The following is an 18,329-nucleotide window of genomic DNA, read 5'->3' on the forward strand; positions in this document are numbered from 1 at the left end:
AGGGCTCTTTAGAGATAAAAGCTTTTTAATTTAACTATTTCAAACTTAAATTTCAAATACATCTAGCATAGAATATAAGCCGGGAGGTTTATCGGCTAACCAAATAGCGGCTTTAATTGCGCCCTCGGCAAAAGAATTCTTATTAAGAGCCTGATGCTGCAAGGTTATAGTTTCATCGTTCCCCAAGAAATATATATCATGTATGCCGGGGATATTCCCGCCGCGTATTGAAGTAATGCCGATTTCGTTATCTTTCCTTGTAGTGTTACCACGATTAAACACCGCATATTCATGAAAGTTTAAACCCTTTGCCGCTGCAATTATTTCACCAAGTAAGATAGCCGTTCCGGAAGGTGCATCTTTTTTAGCTCGGTGATGGGTATCTAAAATTTCAATATCATAACTGCTATTAAGAGTTTGGGCAGCTATTTTAGCTAAAACTCCTAGTAAATTAGCCCCCAGGCTCATATTAGCAGAATATAAAATAGGCAAAGTTTTTGCAGCTGCTTTTATATAATCCAATTGTTGCGGTATTAATCCGGTAGTGCCGATTACTAATTTAGTATTGTGCTTAAGAGCATAATCTATAAGTTTTTCTAACAGTGTCGGGGTCGAAAAATCAATAATCACGTCAGAATTTTTACAAAAATTATCAAGTTTTTTTAAATCACTTGAGCTATTAAATTTTTCAGAAATTTTACAATGACTGAATTTTTCGATTCTTTCTATAATCGTTTGTCCCATTTTACCGCTGAAACCACAAATTCCAATATTTATAATCATTTTAATTCTTTATATGATTTTAAGAAGTATAATAATGGGTTTGAATCATTTTTTATAGCGGTATGAATAACCTCACCAATAAATATAATATGATCGCCGGCGTTATAGCTTGTAACTTTCTGGCATTCAATATGACAAGTTGCCCCATCTATTAACGGGCATTCGCTATATTCTCCTTGCGTATAGGAAATATTTAAAAATTTATCTGACTGATGCCTGGAAAAATGCTTTGAGATATCAATTTGATTTTCTGCTAAAATACTCACAGCAAATTTATCGCTATTATTAAAACCGTCAATACTAAAAGCCTTTTCATCAAGACAAAAAGATACCAGAGACGGCTTTAAAGACACGGAAGTAAAAGAATTTGCCGTAAATCCGAAAAGTTTACTGTCATAAGAAGTTGTTATAACAGTAACGCCGGTAGGGAAGCGACTCATTGCTTTTTTAAATGCCTCTTCCTTTATTGTACTAACCATTTTTTCATAATTTTATTGAGAGTCCCATCTTTTTTCAGCGAGTTGATTGCTTCATTAACTTCTTTAACAAGTCCTGAGTTTTTAGACATGGCTATAGCAAATTTTGAAGAAAAGCCTTCTAAATTACAACTTGCTAAATTTTGGTTATTTTCTTTAAACTTTATAGACTGGAATTCTTCAAGAATAACAACGTCTATAACTTTTGATTTTAATTCTTCGACTAACATTAAATTATTTGATAAAGAATTAATTTTAATATTGATTTTTTGCGCTAGTTCTTGAGCGGTTTTTTCCCAGCTGCTACCGAGTTGTGCGCCTACTATTTTATCGTTTAAATCGTCAATGGTTTGTATGTTATCATCAACTCTATATAACATTGATAATTTTGATTCTCCGTAATTACCGGAAAAACTAATATATTCTTCACGTTCCGGCGTAGCGGAAAGTGCGGCTATAACAACATCAACATTTTGACTAACCAGGGCTGCAAGTAATCCGTTGAAATCAAAGTTTTTTATTACGACTTTTTTGTTTAAACGTTCGCCTATCGCATTAATAATATCAATATCAATCCCAACAATTTCACCATTTTGAATAAATTCATAGGGTGGGTTATCCGCAGAAGTGCCGACGATTATATTACTCTCAGCTGCTTTCTTATCGCAGCTAATTAGTAAAAGGGATAATAAAAATATTTTTAGTAATTTCATAAAAATAATCTTTTAAATTAAAAGTATGGTGTCACACCATGGCTTAAATAGCCTTATTGTATGACTCGAATTTTCAATGTCCTTCCCGCGAAGGTGTTGTTGCGTGGATACCCTAAACGTCATTGCGAGGAGCTGTGCTGTGCGGCATCTAGAAAATAATAATTTCATAGCATTTTTAGCTATTTTTTCTTAGATCGCCGTGTCAATTCTTCGCCTCGACACGCAATGAAGGTGTGTTTGTCGGCGTTTTCGATCCACGCAACAATACCTTCCCGCGTAGGTGGAAATCCAGAAATTTTTTAAACAAATTATAGAGTAAAATTTATTATGCGATTATACTCGCTCTAAGCTTTTTTTGAATTCCCGTTTTCATGAGAATGATATAGAACATGCTTTAACCTATTCATGCCACCATATTATAAGCAAATCATCAAACTCTTAGTAACTCGTTAACAGCAACTTTACTTCTGGTATTCTTATCAACCTGCTTTACGATAACTGCGCAATAAAGTGAAGGCTTGCCGGTCTCTTTTGCCGGAAGAGTACCCGGTACTACTACCGAATAAGGCGGTACCCTGCCGTAAATAATTTCTCCGGTCTCTCTATATACTATCTTTGTGGAGGCGGAAATAAATACCCCCATACTAATTACGGCCCCTTCCTCTACTATTACGCCTTCTGCTATTTCTGATCTGGCGCCGATGAAACAGTTATCCTCTATTATTACCGGCTTTGCCTGCAATGGTTCCAATACTCCGCCTATTCCTGTGCCACCTGAAATATGACAGTTTTTACCGATTTGAGCGCAAGAGCCAATAGTTGCCCAGCTATCAACCATTGTTCCTTCATCTATATAAGCGCCGATATTAATAAAAGAAGGCATAATAATAACATTTTTAGCAATATAACAGCCAGTTCTGATAAAAGCTCCTGGTACTATACGTACTCCGGCTTTTTTAAAAACGCTGTCATCGGTATCCGGTAAGAATTTAGCAGGGATTTTATCGTACCAGTTTTTATAACTACCGGTGTAAATTTGCGACTCGGTAATAATAAAATATAACAATAGTGCTTTTTTTACCCATTCATTTACCTGCCAGTTATTTTCTCTTTTTTCACAAGCCCTAATAATACCATGATTTAAATCATGTATAATAATATTAAGTAGCTTTCTAACATCTTTTAGCTTTGCGGGAGTGTGAATTAGTTGATCTTTTATTTGCCAAGCTTCTTCAATTTCTTTAATATAAGCTATACTATTCATATTTCAGGAATTATTTTTTTATTTTATCAGGGAATTCGCATACTCACCTATTAAGTATAGGCTGCGTGTGCTCACCCTTCAAAATAAAATCTAATTCCTGAAATATGAGCAGTATAGCATAATACTGTATAGGTCTATATGATAAAAATAATAAATCACTTTACTATTAAGTCAATTTATAAAATATAATAATTCAATGTATATTAACTGTCCTGGCTGCCATACGAAATTTATTGTCTTAAACGAACAAATAGGCATAAACGGTCGTAAAGTTAAATGCTCTAAATGTCGGGAAGTATGGTATCAAAAATTAGATTGTAAGATTACCAAGTTAACTGATTTCGGTAAAATTGAAGAAAATTTTGAATCTATTAAAAATGAAGTATATATAAACCCTGGCAGTTTGCCAGTATTGTTACCTTCCAAGCCTCCCAGCTATAGTTTTTTTCCTTTGTTATGGATAAGTTTTATTATTTTTTCTTTAATAATATTGTTAGAGGATAATTGTCGATTTTTATTTAAATATAACGAGTTAAAAATTGAAAATATTTTAATAAGAGATATTAAAGATACTAATAAAATAAAAGTCTCGTGTAAAATAGTTAATCCATTAAATTATCAAATATCAATACCTTTAATTAGGGTCAGAATAATTGATAAAGATCGAAAAGTTTTAGCTTCTTATGTAGTTGATAAGATGAATATTAATATTTCTGCTAAGCAAAAGTTAAATATAGAAATGGAGGTTGATAACATGCCCTATTCTGCTAAGTATTTGGATATTACCTTGGGTAATAAATTAGATTTTTTGCTTAAATAAAATTTATTAAAGCTTTTTAAGTGGCGATTAGAGATCAACTACTATTCTTTTTCTTGGAGGAAGATAGACGCTTTCATCATCTGTAGACGAAATTTTTTCCAAAAGCCCAATAAAACGCCCTTTATTGGGTACTAATTTTACTATTGACCACCCTTCCTGTATAAATTCCTTTATTTGCTCTATTTCTAATTTGTGCTCAGAAAAAGATACAATTTTTTGTGCTAAATTTTGCATTTCCTTCCCTATTAATTAATAAAAGTTAGCTATTGTAATATATTAATAATAAAAATCAATTAATTTTTGTTTATTTGTGAAGAATAAAAATTATAAAGCCTAAGAAACAATAATTATTAAGTATATTTTTTAGTATAAATATATTTAATAATAATAACGTTTTAGTTGAATAATAAATAATTTAGTGGAATATTAAAAATAATGCAATAATAAATATAATAAAAAGTTAAAATAGTATGGGTTTTTACACTAATTATTAATAATTTATTACATATATATGGTTATTGTAGGTAAATATTGTTGTGCGGATGGTTAAAACATGTTTTATGCTAGGTGCACAGAACCTACCTCTCCATAAGATAAAATGCAAAAATATAGTTATCATTTTGCAGTATCTCAGAATATTTGTAATAAATTTGGCAAACTTGTTTGGTATAACAAAAAAAGTCTAAATTTTTTATCTAAAGCAGAAATGATGTAATAGAGAAGAACTTTGTTGCTTGGCTACCAAAATCCTCATGATGAAGCGCCTCTTAACGTCATATACATCAAGTATAAGCATATTTTTATATTAATTTTGTCGCCTAATAAATGTTGGCATTCCAATTAAATTTTTCATATATTTAGGACAATTTAGACAAGCCGTAGTCATTTCGCGGCTTCACTATGGTGGGTAATTTTCGGTCCATATAATGTACTACTGCGTATTAGTACTCATAAAATTCAAGCTTTTTTCCATTCAAAAATAATTATAAGGTTAAAAAACATCTCTTCTTGCAATTTATTACTTTAAATTTTAAATAGAAAATGTTATAAGGATTAATCTAATAATTTAAGTTAATTTTATGCAAGATATTAATTACTGGGAAGAAAAGTTTGAAGACTGTTGTTATTCTAAAAGATTATTAGATAAGATTACTTATTTAAATAGATTAGTAAAGCACCAAGTGGATCTTAGAGAAATTAAAAAGGGGATTTACTACGCACGAAAATATCATGGCGCACAAATGCGTCAATCGGGTGAGCCTTATTATTCTCATCCGATAGAAGTTGCGTATATGGTAGCAGAGTTTGGCGCTTATGAAGCTCCAAGACTTTTTACTTCTACTATATTAAATGCAACTTTATTACACGATACTATTGAAGATACAAAACTTACAGAGGAGGAAATTAGTAATATTTTTGATAAAGATATTGCCAAACATGTAGAAGGCTTAACGCGCATTAAACCTTACGGAAAAATTAGCGTTGAAGAAAGTATAAATTTACTAATGAAACAAAAAAGACATGACACAGCACTTATAAAAATCTTTGATCGAGTACATAACTTGCAAACTTTGGGAGTCAAATCACCTGAAAAAATTCAGAAAATTATAAAGGAAACATTAGAACATTTTCTATATATTTGTGCATATTTTGAGATATATACTGTAGAACATACCTTAGTCAAACTTTGCCGTGAAATGTTCGAACAACAAGCTAATTTAAAAAGAATGGCTTTAAAGGAAAAAATCCTTAAGGCTGATAATTACCTCGAAGTTTTTCAAGCAATTCAAAATGGGTAACCCCCCAATAAAAAGCTATTCCAACCGGCATCATAATGAGAAGGATACTATAAGTGCCTAAAATATTTACTAGAAAAACCATACCAAACGAAGTAATTGCATATATAAAAATTGTTGAGAAAGCATATAAAACAGTAGAGTAAGTAAATCGCTTAAATACCGGAAAGCTTTTGAGAATTATAGGAGTAGCCGTACTAGTAGTGATGCTAGTCATGATTAATAATATTTGTATTTTAAATATATCAAAGTCGGTAGTGGCATTATTTAAAAAATAAATACTAATCGGCATAGCCACTAAAAACATAATTGCTCTAACTTTTAGTATTTTAAGCGGAGGAAATTTTAAGGTTAATAAAACTAACAAAACCATTAAAACTAATTGAGCAACAGAAACATAAAAATTATTTTTCATGACTTCAGCAGGAGAATAATTGAAATTTGTTTTTAGTAAAGATGCACAATGAACGTAAATAAGGTAAAAACAAGCTGAGCCTGAAATTACAACTAAAAAATAAGCTAAGGCAGTTTTTTTATTAACTTTTTCCTCAATATATTCTTTGTAAGGTAGCTTTTGAGTGTTTATGCCAAAATCTTCTAAAGTATTTTTTATTCGTCGTTTTGCATCAACAAATTCTGTTGATTCTCGGAGTCTAGTTCTAGCTACCAGTCCTACCAAGGCTATTATAGCGCCGCCCCAAAAAGCGTAACGCCAGTTTAAAAGATAATTGGCACTAATAACACCAAATGCCAATGCGGCCATACCGCCAAAAAGAGAAGCGATAAGTATGATACCTACATATATATATTGAGCAGGCGGTTTAGTTGTTTCTGTTATATACAATTCTGCTCCTACTATTTCTCCCATTGAAGATACGCCTTGTGACATACGGCAAATTATCATAATCCAAGAAACTATAATCCCCTTTTCCTCAAAAGTTGATAGATTAGCCATAACTAAACATGATATCGCCATTATAAAGGTAGTAATAATCACGGTAGATTTACGCCCGATATTATCTCCAATCCAACCTAATATAAAAGCTGCAAATGGTCTTAAGACATAAGTAGAGCAAAAAGCCGCTGCCGATAAAAGTGAAGCAACTTTAGGATCTGATTTAGGAAAAAATAAATCATTAAGTAGCACCGCCATATGAACATACAGCATTAGGTCAAAATATTCTAAAAAAGTGCCGATAGATAGTAAGCCGATAGCTTCTTTTTGCTTACGGGTTAAGCTTCTTTGCTCATCATGATAGCCTAGCATATGGTATTTTATATTTAATTAAAATTGCAAAAATTGGTTTTTCTTTCCTGAAAATTAAGAAGTTTTTTATAGGTATAACTTCTATTACAATAATTTTTAGTATCAAGTTTAATAATTTTATCTTTAAATCGTCATTTTCAAACTAATCAAAAATAGGTGCTAGGGGATAAACTCAATCATTGAAAACAATAATTTCCCGTTGCATGAATACTGCAGCGCTCATACAACGGCCCCCTAGCATAATTTACTAAGGTCTTAATACAAATGTTTTGCAACGATGGAGTTTAAACACCATTAACGGAGGTTATTGTAACAAAATAATAAAGATAATCAAGTAAATTAAGTTGTTCCTGGGGGTTATCAATCTAATTTTTGGTTGTAGTGATATTTAAAATACACAAAATAATATTTTAACCTTACTATTGTAGATATAAATTATTTAAATTAATAAAAAATTCAAAATAGTCTTTGATTTTTTGATACCAATAGTTTATTTTATCTATAATTAAATCTACTTATGAGAAAATAATGAAAACTGCAATCGATGAGGTTAGTTCACAAAATTTGTTAAAAGCAGTTATTAATGATGAGAAAATGAATTTAAAACTGCTTCTTGACGAAGGAGTCAATCCTAATTTTATTTGTGAAAACGATAACACACCATTACATTTTGCAGTTATATTAGGTTTTGAGGAAGTAGCAAAAGCTTTGTTAGGGGCCGGGGCGTCTCCTATTGCTTGTGCAATCCATGGCCTTAATTCTTTTCATTTAGCGGTTATGTATAATCATTTCCCTATAGCGCAGTTTTTTCTAGCCGATGAAAAAATTAGCAAGAATATAATAAATATTCCTGACGGTTATGGATTTACTGCTCTCCATCATGCGGCTAAAGGAGGTTTTATAAATATGGCTAAGCTTTTAATACAAAAAAATGCCGATCCTAATATTAAAATCTCTGACGGTTACTATTCAGGTAAAACCCCTTTAGATTTAGCGCCGCAAGTTTTATTAGATGAAATTAAAGAAGAGTTAGATTTATTGGGTAGTTGGTAAAGTTAGGCTCTATGAACAAAATTTAAATTATTTATATTTTAAGATATTTAGGTACGATAATTAATAAGATTTTTACAGTAATAGCTAACCTATTTCTAAAAAATCTTATAATTGGAAGTATAAAAAGAACTAAAATAGATTAATTTAAATTTTATTCACAGAGCCTAGATAATTATGCCCTTAATATTACCTAATAAAAACTAAATTATTGTCTGAAGAATCGCCAATACTAAATTTGTAATTTAGATATGAGAAATTTTTTAACTCTGCAGGGTTATCGATTAAGTGAGTAGCTATAACATTAACCATATTCCCACGGGCTTTTTTAGCGTTTATACCGATAGTTTGTAATTTACCGTTTTTGTGTTCTTTAAAAAATACGTTAATTATCGGATATTTGAGAATAGTAAGGTCAATTGCAGAAGAATATTCTGCAGAAGCGAGATTGAGTAAATATTTATTCTGGTGTAGATCAAGCAGCCTGTTAATATAATTCGTAATCTTTTCCTGCCAAAAGTTAGCAAGATTTTTTATTTCAGGTAATCTGCCTGCCATTTCCAAACGATAAGGTCTAATAGCGTCTAAAGGTTTTAAGGCGCCGTATAATCCCGATATAATAAATAAATGTGACTGTAAAAAATTTAATTGCTCCAAATTAAATTCTTCAGCCTTGATATTATTATAAACATCCCCTGCATAAGCAAAAATTGCCTGTTTAGTTTGCTGGACCTCAAAATTCTGAAATCTTTGTCTATTAATTTGTGCAAGATTTGGGCTTACATTCATTATGTGTATTAATTGTTCCTCAGAATAATTTTTAAGTATTGCAGTAAGAGAGTTTGTTGTACTTAAAAATGCTGGTATACTCGAATCATTAAAGGAAATAGATTTATCAAAGTTAAGAGTTTTTGCAGGAGAAATTATACTAAGCATATTTATTAACTAGGATTGTGGATAGCATTATGTCATTCTGCGAAAGCAGGAATCTAGGTTCTGTGCAGCTAATTAAAATAAATCTAATTTGGTTCTTTTTTGTTGCAAATTATAAGATTTTTTTGAAATATGAATAACTATTCCAGCAAAAATCTTATTAATTTTCACTAAAAATTAACTCAAAATTATAATAATTCAATTAGGTGCACAGAACCTAGAAAAAAGAAAAAATACTTTTAGCGGCAACCTGAATTTATTTTAGGATATACTAAAAGACTCTGAAACAATTTCAGCATGATAGGCACTGGATTGCTACGTCGAGATTACGTCTCTCCTCGCAATGACAAGGGCTTGAAAGAGCTTAAGGAATACGTGCGACAGTGCTAGCTATATTTCTATTTGTGTCTTCTATTGTTTTAGTAATAGCCGGAGTCGGGTCAGCCTGAACCGTTAAATTAGGATTCGGCTTACTATTAGCTTTATCTTTGCAGCCTATTAAGACAGCAGCGGCGCAAAAAATTATTAAATAATTTTTATTCATAAAAGACCTGAATTTAATAAATATAATATAAAGTAACTTGTTGCTTAGTCAATGTCAATATTATTAAATTATCTATAACGGATATTGCCTAATAACTACAGATACGTCATTGCGAGCGACCAAAAAGAGCAGGGCAATTTTATGAAATTAGCTAGATTGCTTCGCTTTGCGATCTTGTTGCATGGCTCAATAAAAGTGGCAATATGTCATTCCGTTGATCGCAGGAATCTAGGAAATATTTATACTTGTCATTGCGAGGAGCTGAGCTGTGCGGCAATCTCTCTTAAATTTCATTAGATTGCTTCGTCGCGGCATAAACGCCTCCTCACAATGACGGAGGTAGAAAAGTCTAGATTTCCGTTTTCGTGGGAATGACGTCCGAAATTCGATCCATGCAACAAGGCCTTCCTTCGCTTGCAATAACGTAAGGTTGTAACGCTTGAATAATAATCGATGCTATCGTTATCACATGAATGCCGGCTATATTTTTTAGATCAGAAGAGTGTATAGTGTCTGTTATATAAACATTACGTATCGCAGAATTTTTAATATTTTCTAGCGAGCCGGCTGAAAGTACCGCATGAGTTACAAATGCATCAACTGCTAAAGCAGAGTTATCCATCAAAAATTTAGCAGCTTTACAAATAGTCTCGCCACTATCAATTATATCATCGATTAATATACAATTTTTTCCTTTAACATTGCCGGTTATTGCTATCATTTCGCAAATATTATTAATATCTCTTTGTTTATTAATAGTGGCTATATCTATATTAAATACATTATTAATTTTCTGAGCGCGTTCTATACTACCTTTATCAGGCGCAACTATAGTAAAATCATTATAGTTTTTTAGAAAAGGTAAATACAAACCTAAAGGACTAAGATTTTGAATAGGAATTTCAAAAAAATTTTCTATTTCGGGAGAGTGTAAGTCAACAGTTATTATAGAAGTTGCACCGGTGGTTTTTAAAAGATTGGCTATTAATTGCGCCGGCATTGCAGTGTTATTAGAAAATTTACGATCTTGTCGACTATAACCGAAATAGGGCATTACTACGATAATTTGTTTAGCATAGCTTTTTTTTGCGACATCTATTAATAATAACAATTCAATTAAATGATCATTTGCTGGTCTTGAAGTCGACTGAACTATAACTACATCCTCATTATAAACAGATTGTAGAATTTCTACCTTTATTTCAGTATCGTTAAAATGTATAGTTAAAGATTCTATATAATCGGCATTTAATTCTAGGGCCAGATGTTTTGCTAAAGCTTTGTTACTATTGCCAGCTAAAATTTTCATTTGAGGTTTGTATTTTTTCAGGATTGACCGGTATTGTTGCTAGTGTTGATATGTCATTCCCGCAGAGGCGGGAATCCAGAAAATAATACTCATTACTTCATTTATTTCAGGATCTACTACAAGAGTTGCTGAACCAAGTTCAGCATGACAAAAGGAAAGACTGGATTCCCGCTTTCGCGGGAATGACATACTACTACTTTATAGAGCCATATAACGATTTCCGTTTTCACGGGAATGACATAGAGCGTGCTTTAACTTGATTCACTCAAGAATAAACTAAATAGAATGCTTTTGTAAATTTTCTACTAATTTATCAAATCCTTCATTTTGTAGGGTATTAGTGAATTCTTCCTGTTGAGCATTGATAAGGCTGATGCCTTCAGTTGTTATATTAGCGACTTTAAAAATTCCTTTTTTTATTTCATGTATTAAATATTCTACTGTAATGGGTTCTTGACCCTTATTGTTAATTATCTTCATCGTTACTATAAAATCTGTAGGGTTAGGTCCTGAGCGAACTCCTGTTATTTTTGGTTGTTCACCTTTATAGTCTTTTATTAAATCAGTGTAAGCTTTAGTAACATATTCAGAATATACCCCGACAAATTTTTTAATTTGCCCTGGGGATAAAGTTTGTCTACCAATTCGACCAATAGTATAATGAGCCATCCAGTCAAAATCTAGATTATTTTTCATTAAGTTCTGTGCTTTCGCAATTTTGGCTTTTTGAGTTAAGTTAGGATTATTAAGTATAGCGGAAGCATCTTGTGTAAGCTTGGTAATATATTCGTTCAAGCCTGCAGGAACGGTATTATCTAAAGAATAAGCAGCGAAAGAAATACATAATAAAAATATACCGGTAATAATTTTCTTCATATGAGCCTCTATGATTTAATTAATATTTTGTTTTAATTGTCGGGCATTTAAAATTTGTCGGGTATTGAATTGATGCTTCACGAGCTTGGTGTAAAGCCGATCTAATAGCAATATAAGGATCAGTAGAGTTTTTCATAACATAATCACTGAATGGTAGTACGACATATCGGTCATTTATTTTGTTAACTCCTAAAATTATTAATTCAAAATCCCTATGAGTATAATAAGTTGTAGGATTAAGTGCGTAGTTTGTAAATAGCGAATCTGTCATATCACGACCGTTAGTACTTCCAATTATGGGTAACACTAAATAAGGACCGGGCCCGACACCGTAATGCGCTAAAGTGCTACCGAAAGTTTGTCTGTCCGCAGGAAGGCCTACTTTGTTTGCTACATCAAACAAACCTCCTACTCCAAGTGTTGTATTGATCAGAAATCTCCAAACACTCTTCATAGTTTTATTATAGTTTAACTGTAGCCCAAAATTTACGGTAGTAAGAGGCGTATCAATATTATCGACGAAACTGCTAATTCTGGCTTTAGTATAATCGTTGGTAACTTTCTTATAACCCACAGCTAAAGGACGTAAGAACAAATAATCTAGTACCGAATTAAAAGCAAAAATTTTGCGATTTAATTTTTCATACGGATCGTAAATTTGGCTGCAGCCTACAGTGCTATTATTATAATTATATTTATCATCATCAACATACTCAAGATCAGCATTAGCAGTAAAAGAGCAAAGGATGGTAATGAATAAAGTAAAGGGTATTAATATCTTCATAATTTAATTAGTTTTTTTGCACACTACAATACAATATTTATTATTTTCTGCCAGTATTAATTTTTGAGAATTTAATATTGTAAATTTAGTGGCATTTAAGGTGGTGATAATTTCATCAAAATTAAAAATAAATTCTTTTCTTTTGGAAGAAAAGCTTGTACTTGCAGCAATCGGTAGACAAAAGGCAAAATATCCTGAATTATTTAGTAAGGAATAAACGGCATCAAAATAAGTTTTTAAATTGTTAGTAAAGGATAAGGCGCAAAAACTCAATATTACGTCAAACTTATCAGACGATTGTTTTATAAAATCCGGTATCGAAATATCTAATATTTGATCATAAATTTTGGTATTAGGATAATATGCGCTTACTAAATTATTCATGCGATTAGAGACTTCAACACCGCTTAGGCTAAAGCTTTCGGGGAAACGTTTTTGAATTTCGTAGCCTACAAGCCCAGTATTACTACCTAATTCTAAAATAGTATAATTATCAGGTAAATCAGTGATATTATCTAAAGTTTGACGGATGAAGCTATAAGGAAGGTGAGTGTTATTGTCGTTATGAAAATTATTAGTATAGTAACTTGCTATTAAATCCCTATATTGTTGCCATAATGCTTGCGGTATCTCATTAGCATTTTTATAATTTTGTAAAAAAGTTTTTAGTCCAATTTTATCTTCTATGGAAGATTTTTGTGCGTAATCTAAGGCGGTTGAATAATCATTTTTTAAAAAATAAGTTAAAGCTAGCCAATAATATACTTTAAGGTCAGAAGTTTTTTGCTCTCGGGACGCAAAGAATTTATCGACTAATTTAAATCTTAATATTGCATCACTTAGATTTCCTTTATATAAATGATCGATTCCCAGGGCAAAGTTGGTCTCTTTTAAATGACTAAATTTATATTTACAGTCATTATAGTAATTTATAACTTCTAAAATCCTGGTTTTGTACCAGTTAGGAATATTTTTTATTTTATAACAATAAAGTTTTATCTTATCTTTTATTTTGGAAATTAGTTTACTACCAAACATGATATCTAAATTTTATTTAATAATACAAATATATATCTTACCAATGTCATCGTCAACAAATTAGAGGGTAGTTATGTCCGTTATTTCTAAACGCTTAAGCGCTATTAAGCCTTCACCAACTTTAGCAGTGGTGAAAAAGACGCTTGAACTGAAAAAAGCTGGAGTAGATATTATTTCACTCGGAGCAGGAGAACCTGATTTTGATACGCCGGATAATATTAAAGAGGCGGCAATTAAAGGAATAAAAAGCGGATTTACCAAATATACCAATGTTGACGGTATGCCTCTTCTTAAACAAGCTGTACAAAATAAATTTAAACGTGAAAATAATTTAGATTATGAACTTGATGAGATAATAATATCTACCGGTGGTAAGCAGGTTATCTATAATTTATTCATGGCCTCTTTAAATGAGGGGGATGAGGTGATTATTCCTGCGCCATACTGGGTTTCCTATCCTGATATGGTATTACTTGCAGGAGGTAAGCCGGTATTTGCTAATTGCGGAATTGAAAGTAAATTTAAGCTAAGTAGCGACATATTAGATGGTTTAATTACACTCAAAACTAAATGGCTTATTATTAATTCACCAAGCAATCCGACTGGCGCCGGTTATTCTTATGAAGAGTTAGAAAATATCGCTAAATTACTACGAAAATACCCACATGTTAATGTAATGTCGGATGATATTTATGAGCATATTATTTTTGATGATTTTAAATTTTATACTTTAGCGCAAATAGCAAATGATTTAAAAGATAGGATATTTACTGTAAACGGCGTATCTAAAGCCTACTCTATGACGGGATGGCGAATAGGCTACGGCGCGGGTTCTAAATCTTTAATTAAAGCTATGGGGATTATACAATCACAAAGTACCTCAAACCCTTGTTCGATTAGTCAAATGGCGGCTATCGAAGCTTTAAACGGTCCACAAAATTTTATTAAGCAAAATGCTTTGAATTTTCAGAAAAAGCGTGATTTAGCTTTATCAATTTTAGAAAGAATGAAATATTTTAGCTGCTATAGACCGGAAGGGGCGTTTTATCTATTCGTTAAATGTGATGAAATATTTGGATTAAAAACTTTGGCAGGAATGGTTATTAAAGATAGTAATGATTTAGGGGAATATTTACTTGAAGAAGCAAAAGTTGCAGTAGTACCCGGAATTGCTTTCGGTTTGGAAGGGTATTTCAGAATTTCTTATGCGATGTCTATTGAAGATTTAGAAGAGGCTTGCTTGAGAATAGAGAAAGCCTGTAATATACTAAACTAAGTTGATTAAAGTATTTTTATTATAAGCACTTTCGATGGTATTCCCGCTAAGTGTTGTTGCGTGGAACGATTTTACCTCGTCATTGCGAGCGACTCCCTCCCTCGTCATTGCGAGGAGGGGCGTGGCTCCGACGAAGCAATCTAAACAAAAAACATTATGAGCTTTATTGTTTTTTAGATTGCCGCACTCCCTTCGGTCGTTTGCAATGACGGGGTGGTATCCACGCAACAACGCCTCCTCGTAATGACGGTGAGAGTTTTAGAGTGCCACGCCCTGACTTCTCGCAATGACGGTGTTTTTGCGCCGATTCTGATCCACGCGGGCAATGTCTACGCAGGAATGATATAAAAACCACCTAAACCAACAAAAAAACATGAGAAAAGCTTTTAAGAAATTTCTAAAAAATAATAATTGTGCAACTAACATAATCACGGTTTTATTATATGGTTATCTAAAATTTGTTTATTTTACTTCAAGGCAGAAATTTATATTTCCGGAAGGAGTTAATAAAGAAAAATTTTTAGCAGAGCAAGGAGTGATTTTTGCTTTTTGGCATAATATGCTTGCTTTAAGTCCCTGTATGTTTAAAGAGCATAAATATCTTTATGCTTTGATATCTCCGCATTTAGATGGTAAATTTTTAAATAATATAGTTAGTAAATTCGGTTGCGGGGTTATAGTCGGCTCTACTAATAAAAATCCTATTGGAGCATTGAAAATAATCATTCAAAAATTATCTAAAGGCGATAATGTAATAATTACACCCGACGGTCCTAAAGGGCCGGTTTACAAAATAAATAGCGGTATTACTGAAATTGCACGTAAATATAATAAAAAATTAATCCCGGTAGTTAGTAATACCTCAAAATATTTTTTGCTAAAAAGTTGGGATAAATTAATAATGCCGCTGCCTTTCGGTAATATAACAGTTATATTCGGCTCACCCCTACAGCTTACTAATGATAAAGAACAAAATGATATTAACCTTGAGAAACAGTTAGTTAGTTTAACACAGAGTTTACCAAAAAAATGATGTACTTATATAATATATTAAGTTTTGTACTTTTCCCGGTATATTTTATCATAATTTTTATTCGGTTACTAGTAGGCAAAGAAGATATAAGTCGAGTAAGAGAGCGATTTGCTTTAGGGAAGAAAAGGAAAAATAAAGAGTTTTTAATCTGGATACATGCGGCGAGTGTTGGGGAGTCAGTAGCTGCTTTGAATCTGATCAGGAGTATCAATAAACAATTTCCAAAAGTACGTTTTCTGGTTACTTCCTGGACAGCTAGCTCTGCGAGAATATTAACGGCTAAATTGCCTGAAATAGCGGTTCATCAATTCCTGCCGATTGATAATATTATTTTCGTCAGGAAATTTTTAAGGAATTGGCAACCTGATTTAGGAATTTTTATTGAATCCGAATTATGGCCGTGCGTAATTAGTGAAGGAGCTAAATATAGTAAATTATTATTATTAAACGCGCGCATTTCTGATAAATCATTTAAAGCATGGCAAAAAGCAAAAAGTTTTTTTACTTTAATCGTTAAAAATTTTAGTAAAATTATTGTACAAAGCGAAGTTGATCGTCGAAAATTTAATGATTTAGGCGTTACCGATGTAACCAACCTGGGTAACATTAAATTTGCCAATCAAAAACTTGAGGTAAATAAGCAAGAATTAGCTTTGTTAGTTACGCATCTTAAAGATAAGCGTATTATTGTGTTTGCCAGTACTCATCCGGAAGACGAGAAAATAATTTTTCCTATTCTTCTTAACTTAAAGCGACAATTTCCCGATTGTTATTTTATTTTAATCCCACGTCATCCTGAACGTATAAAGTCAATAATTGATAATTGTGTTTCGTTAAATTTAGCAGTTACCGCTAAGTCACAAAGTAACTTACCAGTTTTAAGTGATGACCTTTATGTTGTTGATAAATTCGGTGAAATGGGCTTGTTTTTTTCTTTAGCGGCAATTTCTTTTATTGGCGGTTCTTTTAAGCAAGGTGGGCATAATATATTAGAAGCAGCATATTTTGCTAATTGTATTATCTTCGGTCCGGATATGAGTAAAAATACCGATATTGCCAAAGGCATACTACAACATAAAGCTGCTGTCCAAATCAAAAACGGTGAAGATTTACTAACTAAACTAAAGTATCTACTTGAGCATAATAATTCTCTAAAGCTTAAAAATTATCGTGAAAATGCTTTAAAATTTGTTGAGAGCAACCAAAAAGTCTTAGATGAATATTTAAAAATAATTACTAAGTTTTTACCATAGCTGAAATTTAGTTAATAAAAGTAGAATTTCTGAAATAATATTTGACTTTTAATTGCGATATGATTAAATAATCCTATTTACTTATGAAAGGAATATTTATGTTTACACAAGATCCAGAAACTATACGTAAAATTGCAAATCAACAGGTTGCTGAAGATCTTCGTTATCAAAAACAAAGAAATAAATCTTCATCTGACAGTAAAGATGGAGAATTGCTTGGGGCGGTAATAGTAGTCACAGGCTATGTGGCATATCAAGGAGTAAAATTTCTGGGGAAAGCTGCTGTGGAAGGCGGGAAGGTGGCAATAAAAGGAAGTAAAATTGCTGGTAAAACTGCAACAAATGCTTATAAATTACACAAAGGAGATATTGAAATTGTAAGTAGGGATAATGAAGGGAATATTATAGCAAAAGCACCGGAGCTTGCTCTCGCTGAACCTCAGGAGAATGATACTTTTTCTAAAAGGGAAAAAATAAAAGAATGGATTGGCAAAGGAGTAAAAAGAAGTAAATCAGCTAGTGAATTGATAACAAGTGCTTATAAATTAACTACTAGTACAACAGAAGTAGTCAGTACTGATGAGGAAGGTAAACAAAAAATTATTATTACAGCTCCTAAACCGACAATGCAATGTATATCTTCTAAAATGACGCCTTTTATTTATGAGAAACATACTTACGGCGAAGTGCGTGAAGATATTATAAACATTATAAATGTTCCGCTAAAATATAAGTTTGATAACAAAATTATTGAAGTTACGGCATATAGAAATCTTACTTTTACCGATACTATAAAGTCAGGTAGTTCATTTGTGTTAAAATACGCTTTAAGTAATCGAGTTGATGAAAGAACCGACTTTAATAAAGCTTGCTTTGAAATTAATTATGATGCGAACGGTAAATTACAAAAATTAGCTTTACCGACTCCTCCGTTACTTTGCCATATTCCTCATTATCCTGTGTTAATCGGCTATAACAATGATCTATATGTTGTCCCGGTAAATAGCGGACATTATGTGCATTTAATTCATAAAATAGCTGAAAATTACGGAGTGATAGAAATCGGGAGTAATAATCCTAAATATCATATAGAAGCTATATATGATTAATAATT

The 18,329-nt window shown here is 31.9% G+C and carries 19 protein-coding genes; 7 read left to right on the forward strand and 12 right to left on the reverse strand.

The features are described from left to right. Nucleotides 1–45: 45 nt before the first annotated feature. The 4 genes from dapB to dapD form a co-directional block, all read right to left on the reverse strand. Nucleotides 46–780: a 4-hydroxy-tetrahydrodipicolinate reductase gene (gene dapB, locus OTR29_RS01420; protein ID WP_422229059.1), complete on the reverse strand. Its 735-nt coding sequence runs from the start codon at nt 778–780 to the stop codon at nt 46–48. Continuing rightward, nucleotides 780–1,262 carry a flavin reductase family protein gene (locus OTR29_RS01425; RefSeq protein WP_422228880.1) on the reverse strand — a complete coding sequence of 161 codons (483 nt, stop codon included), beginning with the start codon at nt 1,260–1,262 and terminating at the stop codon, nt 780–782. Before OTR29_RS01425 ends, dapB begins: the two co-directional genes overlap by 1 nt. Further along, the gene (locus tag OTR29_RS01430) at nt 1,247–1,972 is read right to left on the reverse strand and encodes a substrate-binding periplasmic protein (RefSeq protein WP_422228881.1); all 726 of its coding nucleotides are present in this window, start codon (nt 1,970–1,972) and stop codon (nt 1,247–1,249) included. The genes OTR29_RS01425 and OTR29_RS01430 overlap by 16 nt, the downstream gene beginning before the upstream one ends. 430 nt (nt 1,973–2,402) lie before the next feature. Continuing rightward, nucleotides 2,403–3,236, reverse strand: coding sequence for a 2,3,4,5-tetrahydropyridine-2,6-dicarboxylate N-succinyltransferase (gene dapD, locus OTR29_RS01435; protein ID WP_422228882.1), 834 nt, complete (start codon nt 3,234–3,236; stop codon nt 2,403–2,405). A 196-nt stretch (nt 3,237–3,432) separates the two neighbouring features. Here dapD and OTR29_RS01440 point away from each other — a divergent pair, with 196 nt between their 5' ends. Continuing rightward, on the forward strand, nt 3,433–4,056 hold the full coding sequence (locus OTR29_RS01440) for an MJ0042-type zinc finger domain-containing protein (protein WP_422228883.1): 624 nt from the start codon (nt 3,433–3,435) through the stop codon (nt 4,054–4,056). A gap of 27 nt (nt 4,057–4,083) precedes the next feature. Here OTR29_RS01440 and OTR29_RS01445 read toward each other — a convergent pair whose 3' ends face one another. Beyond that, entirely contained in the window at nt 4,084–4,290 is a 207-nt protein-coding gene (locus OTR29_RS01445; protein WP_422228884.1) for a DUF2674 domain-containing protein, read from the reverse strand. A gap of 845 nt (nt 4,291–5,135) precedes the next feature. Here OTR29_RS01445 and OTR29_RS01450 point away from each other — a divergent pair. Continuing rightward, on the forward strand, nt 5,136–5,855 hold the full coding sequence (locus tag OTR29_RS01450) for an HD domain-containing protein (RefSeq protein WP_422228885.1): 720 nt from the start codon (nt 5,136–5,138) through the stop codon (nt 5,853–5,855). Here the strand turns inward: OTR29_RS01450 and OTR29_RS01455 are convergent. Continuing rightward, nucleotides 5,806–7,119, reverse strand: a complete 1,314-nt coding sequence (locus OTR29_RS01455) for an MFS transporter (RefSeq protein ID WP_422228886.1) — start codon at nt 7,117–7,119, stop codon at nt 5,806–5,808. The two genes, OTR29_RS01450 and OTR29_RS01455, sit on opposite strands and share 50 nt — an antisense overlap. Before the next feature lie 528 nt (nt 7,120–7,647). On the opposite strand from OTR29_RS01455, the gene OTR29_RS01460 reads away from it, so the two are divergent. Next, on the forward strand, nt 7,648–8,172 hold the full coding sequence (locus OTR29_RS01460; RefSeq protein ID WP_422228887.1) for an ankyrin repeat domain-containing protein: 525 nt from the start codon (nt 7,648–7,650) through the stop codon (nt 8,170–8,172). Between the two features lie 186 nt (nt 8,173–8,358). Here OTR29_RS01460 and OTR29_RS01465 read toward each other — a convergent pair whose 3' ends face one another. The 6 genes from OTR29_RS01465 to OTR29_RS01490 all read right to left on the reverse strand — a co-directional run bounded on the left by OTR29_RS01465 (nt 8,359) and on the right by OTR29_RS01490 (nt 13,653). After that, entirely contained in the window at nt 8,359–9,105 is a 747-nt protein-coding gene (locus OTR29_RS01465; protein ID WP_422228888.1) for a YaaA family protein, read from the reverse strand. Between the two features lie 361 nt (nt 9,106–9,466). Then, nucleotides 9,467–9,646: a hypothetical protein gene (locus tag OTR29_RS01470; protein WP_422228889.1), complete on the reverse strand. Its 180-nt coding sequence runs from the start codon at nt 9,644–9,646 to the stop codon at nt 9,467–9,469. A gap of 349 nt (nt 9,647–9,995) precedes the next feature. Continuing rightward, nucleotides 9,996–10,955: a ribose-phosphate diphosphokinase gene (locus OTR29_RS01475; RefSeq protein ID WP_422228890.1), complete on the reverse strand. Its 960-nt coding sequence runs from the start codon at nt 10,953–10,955 to the stop codon at nt 9,996–9,998. 276 nt (nt 10,956–11,231) lie between these two features. Next, a complete protein-coding gene (locus OTR29_RS01480; protein WP_422228891.1) occupies nt 11,232–11,831 on the reverse strand; it encodes an MlaC/ttg2D family ABC transporter substrate-binding protein in 600 nt (199 codons plus the stop codon). A gap of 19 nt (nt 11,832–11,850) precedes the next feature. Beyond that, nucleotides 11,851–12,615 carry an MlaA family lipoprotein gene (locus tag OTR29_RS01485; protein ID WP_422228892.1) on the reverse strand — a complete coding sequence of 255 codons (765 nt, stop codon included), beginning with the start codon at nt 12,613–12,615 and terminating at the stop codon, nt 11,851–11,853. 3 nt (nt 12,616–12,618) lie between these two features. Continuing rightward, complete coding sequence (locus OTR29_RS01490) at nt 12,619–13,653, reverse strand: methyltransferase (RefSeq protein WP_422228893.1); 1,035 nt, start codon at nt 13,651–13,653, stop codon at nt 12,619–12,621. 73 nt (nt 13,654–13,726) lie between these two features. On the opposite strand from OTR29_RS01490, the gene OTR29_RS01495 reads away from it, so the two are divergent. From OTR29_RS01495 to OTR29_RS01510, 4 genes are all read left to right on the forward strand, one after another. After that, the gene (locus tag OTR29_RS01495) at nt 13,727–14,929 is read left to right on the forward strand and encodes a pyridoxal phosphate-dependent aminotransferase (RefSeq protein WP_422228894.1); all 1,203 of its coding nucleotides are present in this window, start codon (nt 13,727–13,729) and stop codon (nt 14,927–14,929) included. A gap of 373 nt (nt 14,930–15,302) precedes the next feature. After that, on the forward strand, nt 15,303–15,962 hold the full coding sequence (locus tag OTR29_RS01500) for a lysophospholipid acyltransferase family protein (protein ID WP_422228895.1): 660 nt from the start codon (nt 15,303–15,305) through the stop codon (nt 15,960–15,962). Continuing rightward, nucleotides 15,959–17,215 carry a lipid IV(A) 3-deoxy-D-manno-octulosonic acid transferase gene (gene waaA / locus OTR29_RS01505; protein WP_422228896.1) on the forward strand — a complete coding sequence of 419 codons (1,257 nt, stop codon included), beginning with the start codon at nt 15,959–15,961 and terminating at the stop codon, nt 17,213–17,215. Before OTR29_RS01500 ends, waaA begins: the two co-directional genes overlap by 4 nt. Before the next feature lie 98 nt (nt 17,216–17,313). Further along, nucleotides 17,314–18,324, forward strand: coding sequence for a hypothetical protein (locus OTR29_RS01510; protein ID WP_422228897.1), 1,011 nt, complete (start codon nt 17,314–17,316; stop codon nt 18,322–18,324). The last annotated feature ends 5 nt before the right edge of the window (nt 18,325–18,329 follow it).

Origin of the sequence: Rickettsia endosymbiont of Halotydeus destructor (genome assembly GCF_049278075.1) — a bacterium.
Lineage (GTDB): Bacteria > Pseudomonadota > Alphaproteobacteria > Rickettsiales > Rickettsiaceae > Rickettsia.

Bases quoted from the DNA above. Each gene is read 5' to 3' on its own strand.
- OTR29_RS01425 (WP_422228880.1), bottom strand. From the start codon at position 1,262: ATGGTTAGTACAATAAAGGAAGAGGCATTTAAAAAAGCAATGAGTCGC.
- OTR29_RS01430 (WP_422228881.1), bottom strand. From the start codon at position 1,972: ATGAAATTACTAAAAATATTTTTATTATCCCTTTTACTAATTAGCTGC.
- dapD (WP_422228882.1), bottom strand. From the start codon at position 3,236: ATGAATAGTATAGCTTATATTAAAGAAATTGAAGAAGCTTGGCAAATA.
- OTR29_RS01440 (WP_422228883.1), top strand. From the start codon at position 3,433: ATGTATATTAACTGTCCTGGCTGCCATACGAAATTTATTGTCTTAAAC.
- OTR29_RS01445 (WP_422228884.1), bottom strand. From the start codon at position 4,290: ATGCAAAATTTAGCACAAAAAATTGTATCTTTTTCTGAGCACAAATTA.
- OTR29_RS01450 (WP_422228885.1), top strand. From the start codon at position 5,136: ATGCAAGATATTAATTACTGGGAAGAAAAGTTTGAAGACTGTTGTTAT.
- OTR29_RS01455 (WP_422228886.1), bottom strand. From the start codon at position 7,119: ATGCTAGGCTATCATGATGAGCAAAGAAGCTTAACCCGTAAGCAAAAA.
- OTR29_RS01460 (WP_422228887.1), top strand. From the start codon at position 7,648: ATGAAAACTGCAATCGATGAGGTTAGTTCACAAAATTTGTTAAAAGCA.
- OTR29_RS01465 (WP_422228888.1), bottom strand. From the start codon at position 9,105: ATGCTTAGTATAATTTCTCCTGCAAAAACTCTTAACTTTGATAAATCT.
- OTR29_RS01470 (WP_422228889.1), bottom strand. From the start codon at position 9,646: ATGAATAAAAATTATTTAATAATTTTTTGCGCCGCTGCTGTCTTAATA.
- OTR29_RS01475 (WP_422228890.1), bottom strand. From the start codon at position 10,955: ATGAAAATTTTAGCTGGCAATAGTAACAAAGCTTTAGCAAAACATCTG.
- OTR29_RS01480 (WP_422228891.1), bottom strand. From the start codon at position 11,831: ATGAAGAAAATTATTACCGGTATATTTTTATTATGTATTTCTTTCGCT.
- OTR29_RS01485 (WP_422228892.1), bottom strand. From the start codon at position 12,615: ATGAAGATATTAATACCCTTTACTTTATTCATTACCATCCTTTGCTCT.
- OTR29_RS01490 (WP_422228893.1), bottom strand. From the start codon at position 13,653: ATGTTTGGTAGTAAACTAATTTCCAAAATAAAAGATAAGATAAAACTT.
- OTR29_RS01495 (WP_422228894.1), top strand. From the start codon at position 13,727: ATGTCCGTTATTTCTAAACGCTTAAGCGCTATTAAGCCTTCACCAACT.
- OTR29_RS01500 (WP_422228895.1), top strand. From the start codon at position 15,303: ATGAGAAAAGCTTTTAAGAAATTTCTAAAAAATAATAATTGTGCAACT.
- waaA (WP_422228896.1), top strand. From the start codon at position 15,959: ATGATGTACTTATATAATATATTAAGTTTTGTACTTTTCCCGGTATAT.
- OTR29_RS01510 (WP_422228897.1), top strand. From the start codon at position 17,314: ATGTTTACACAAGATCCAGAAACTATACGTAAAATTGCAAATCAACAG.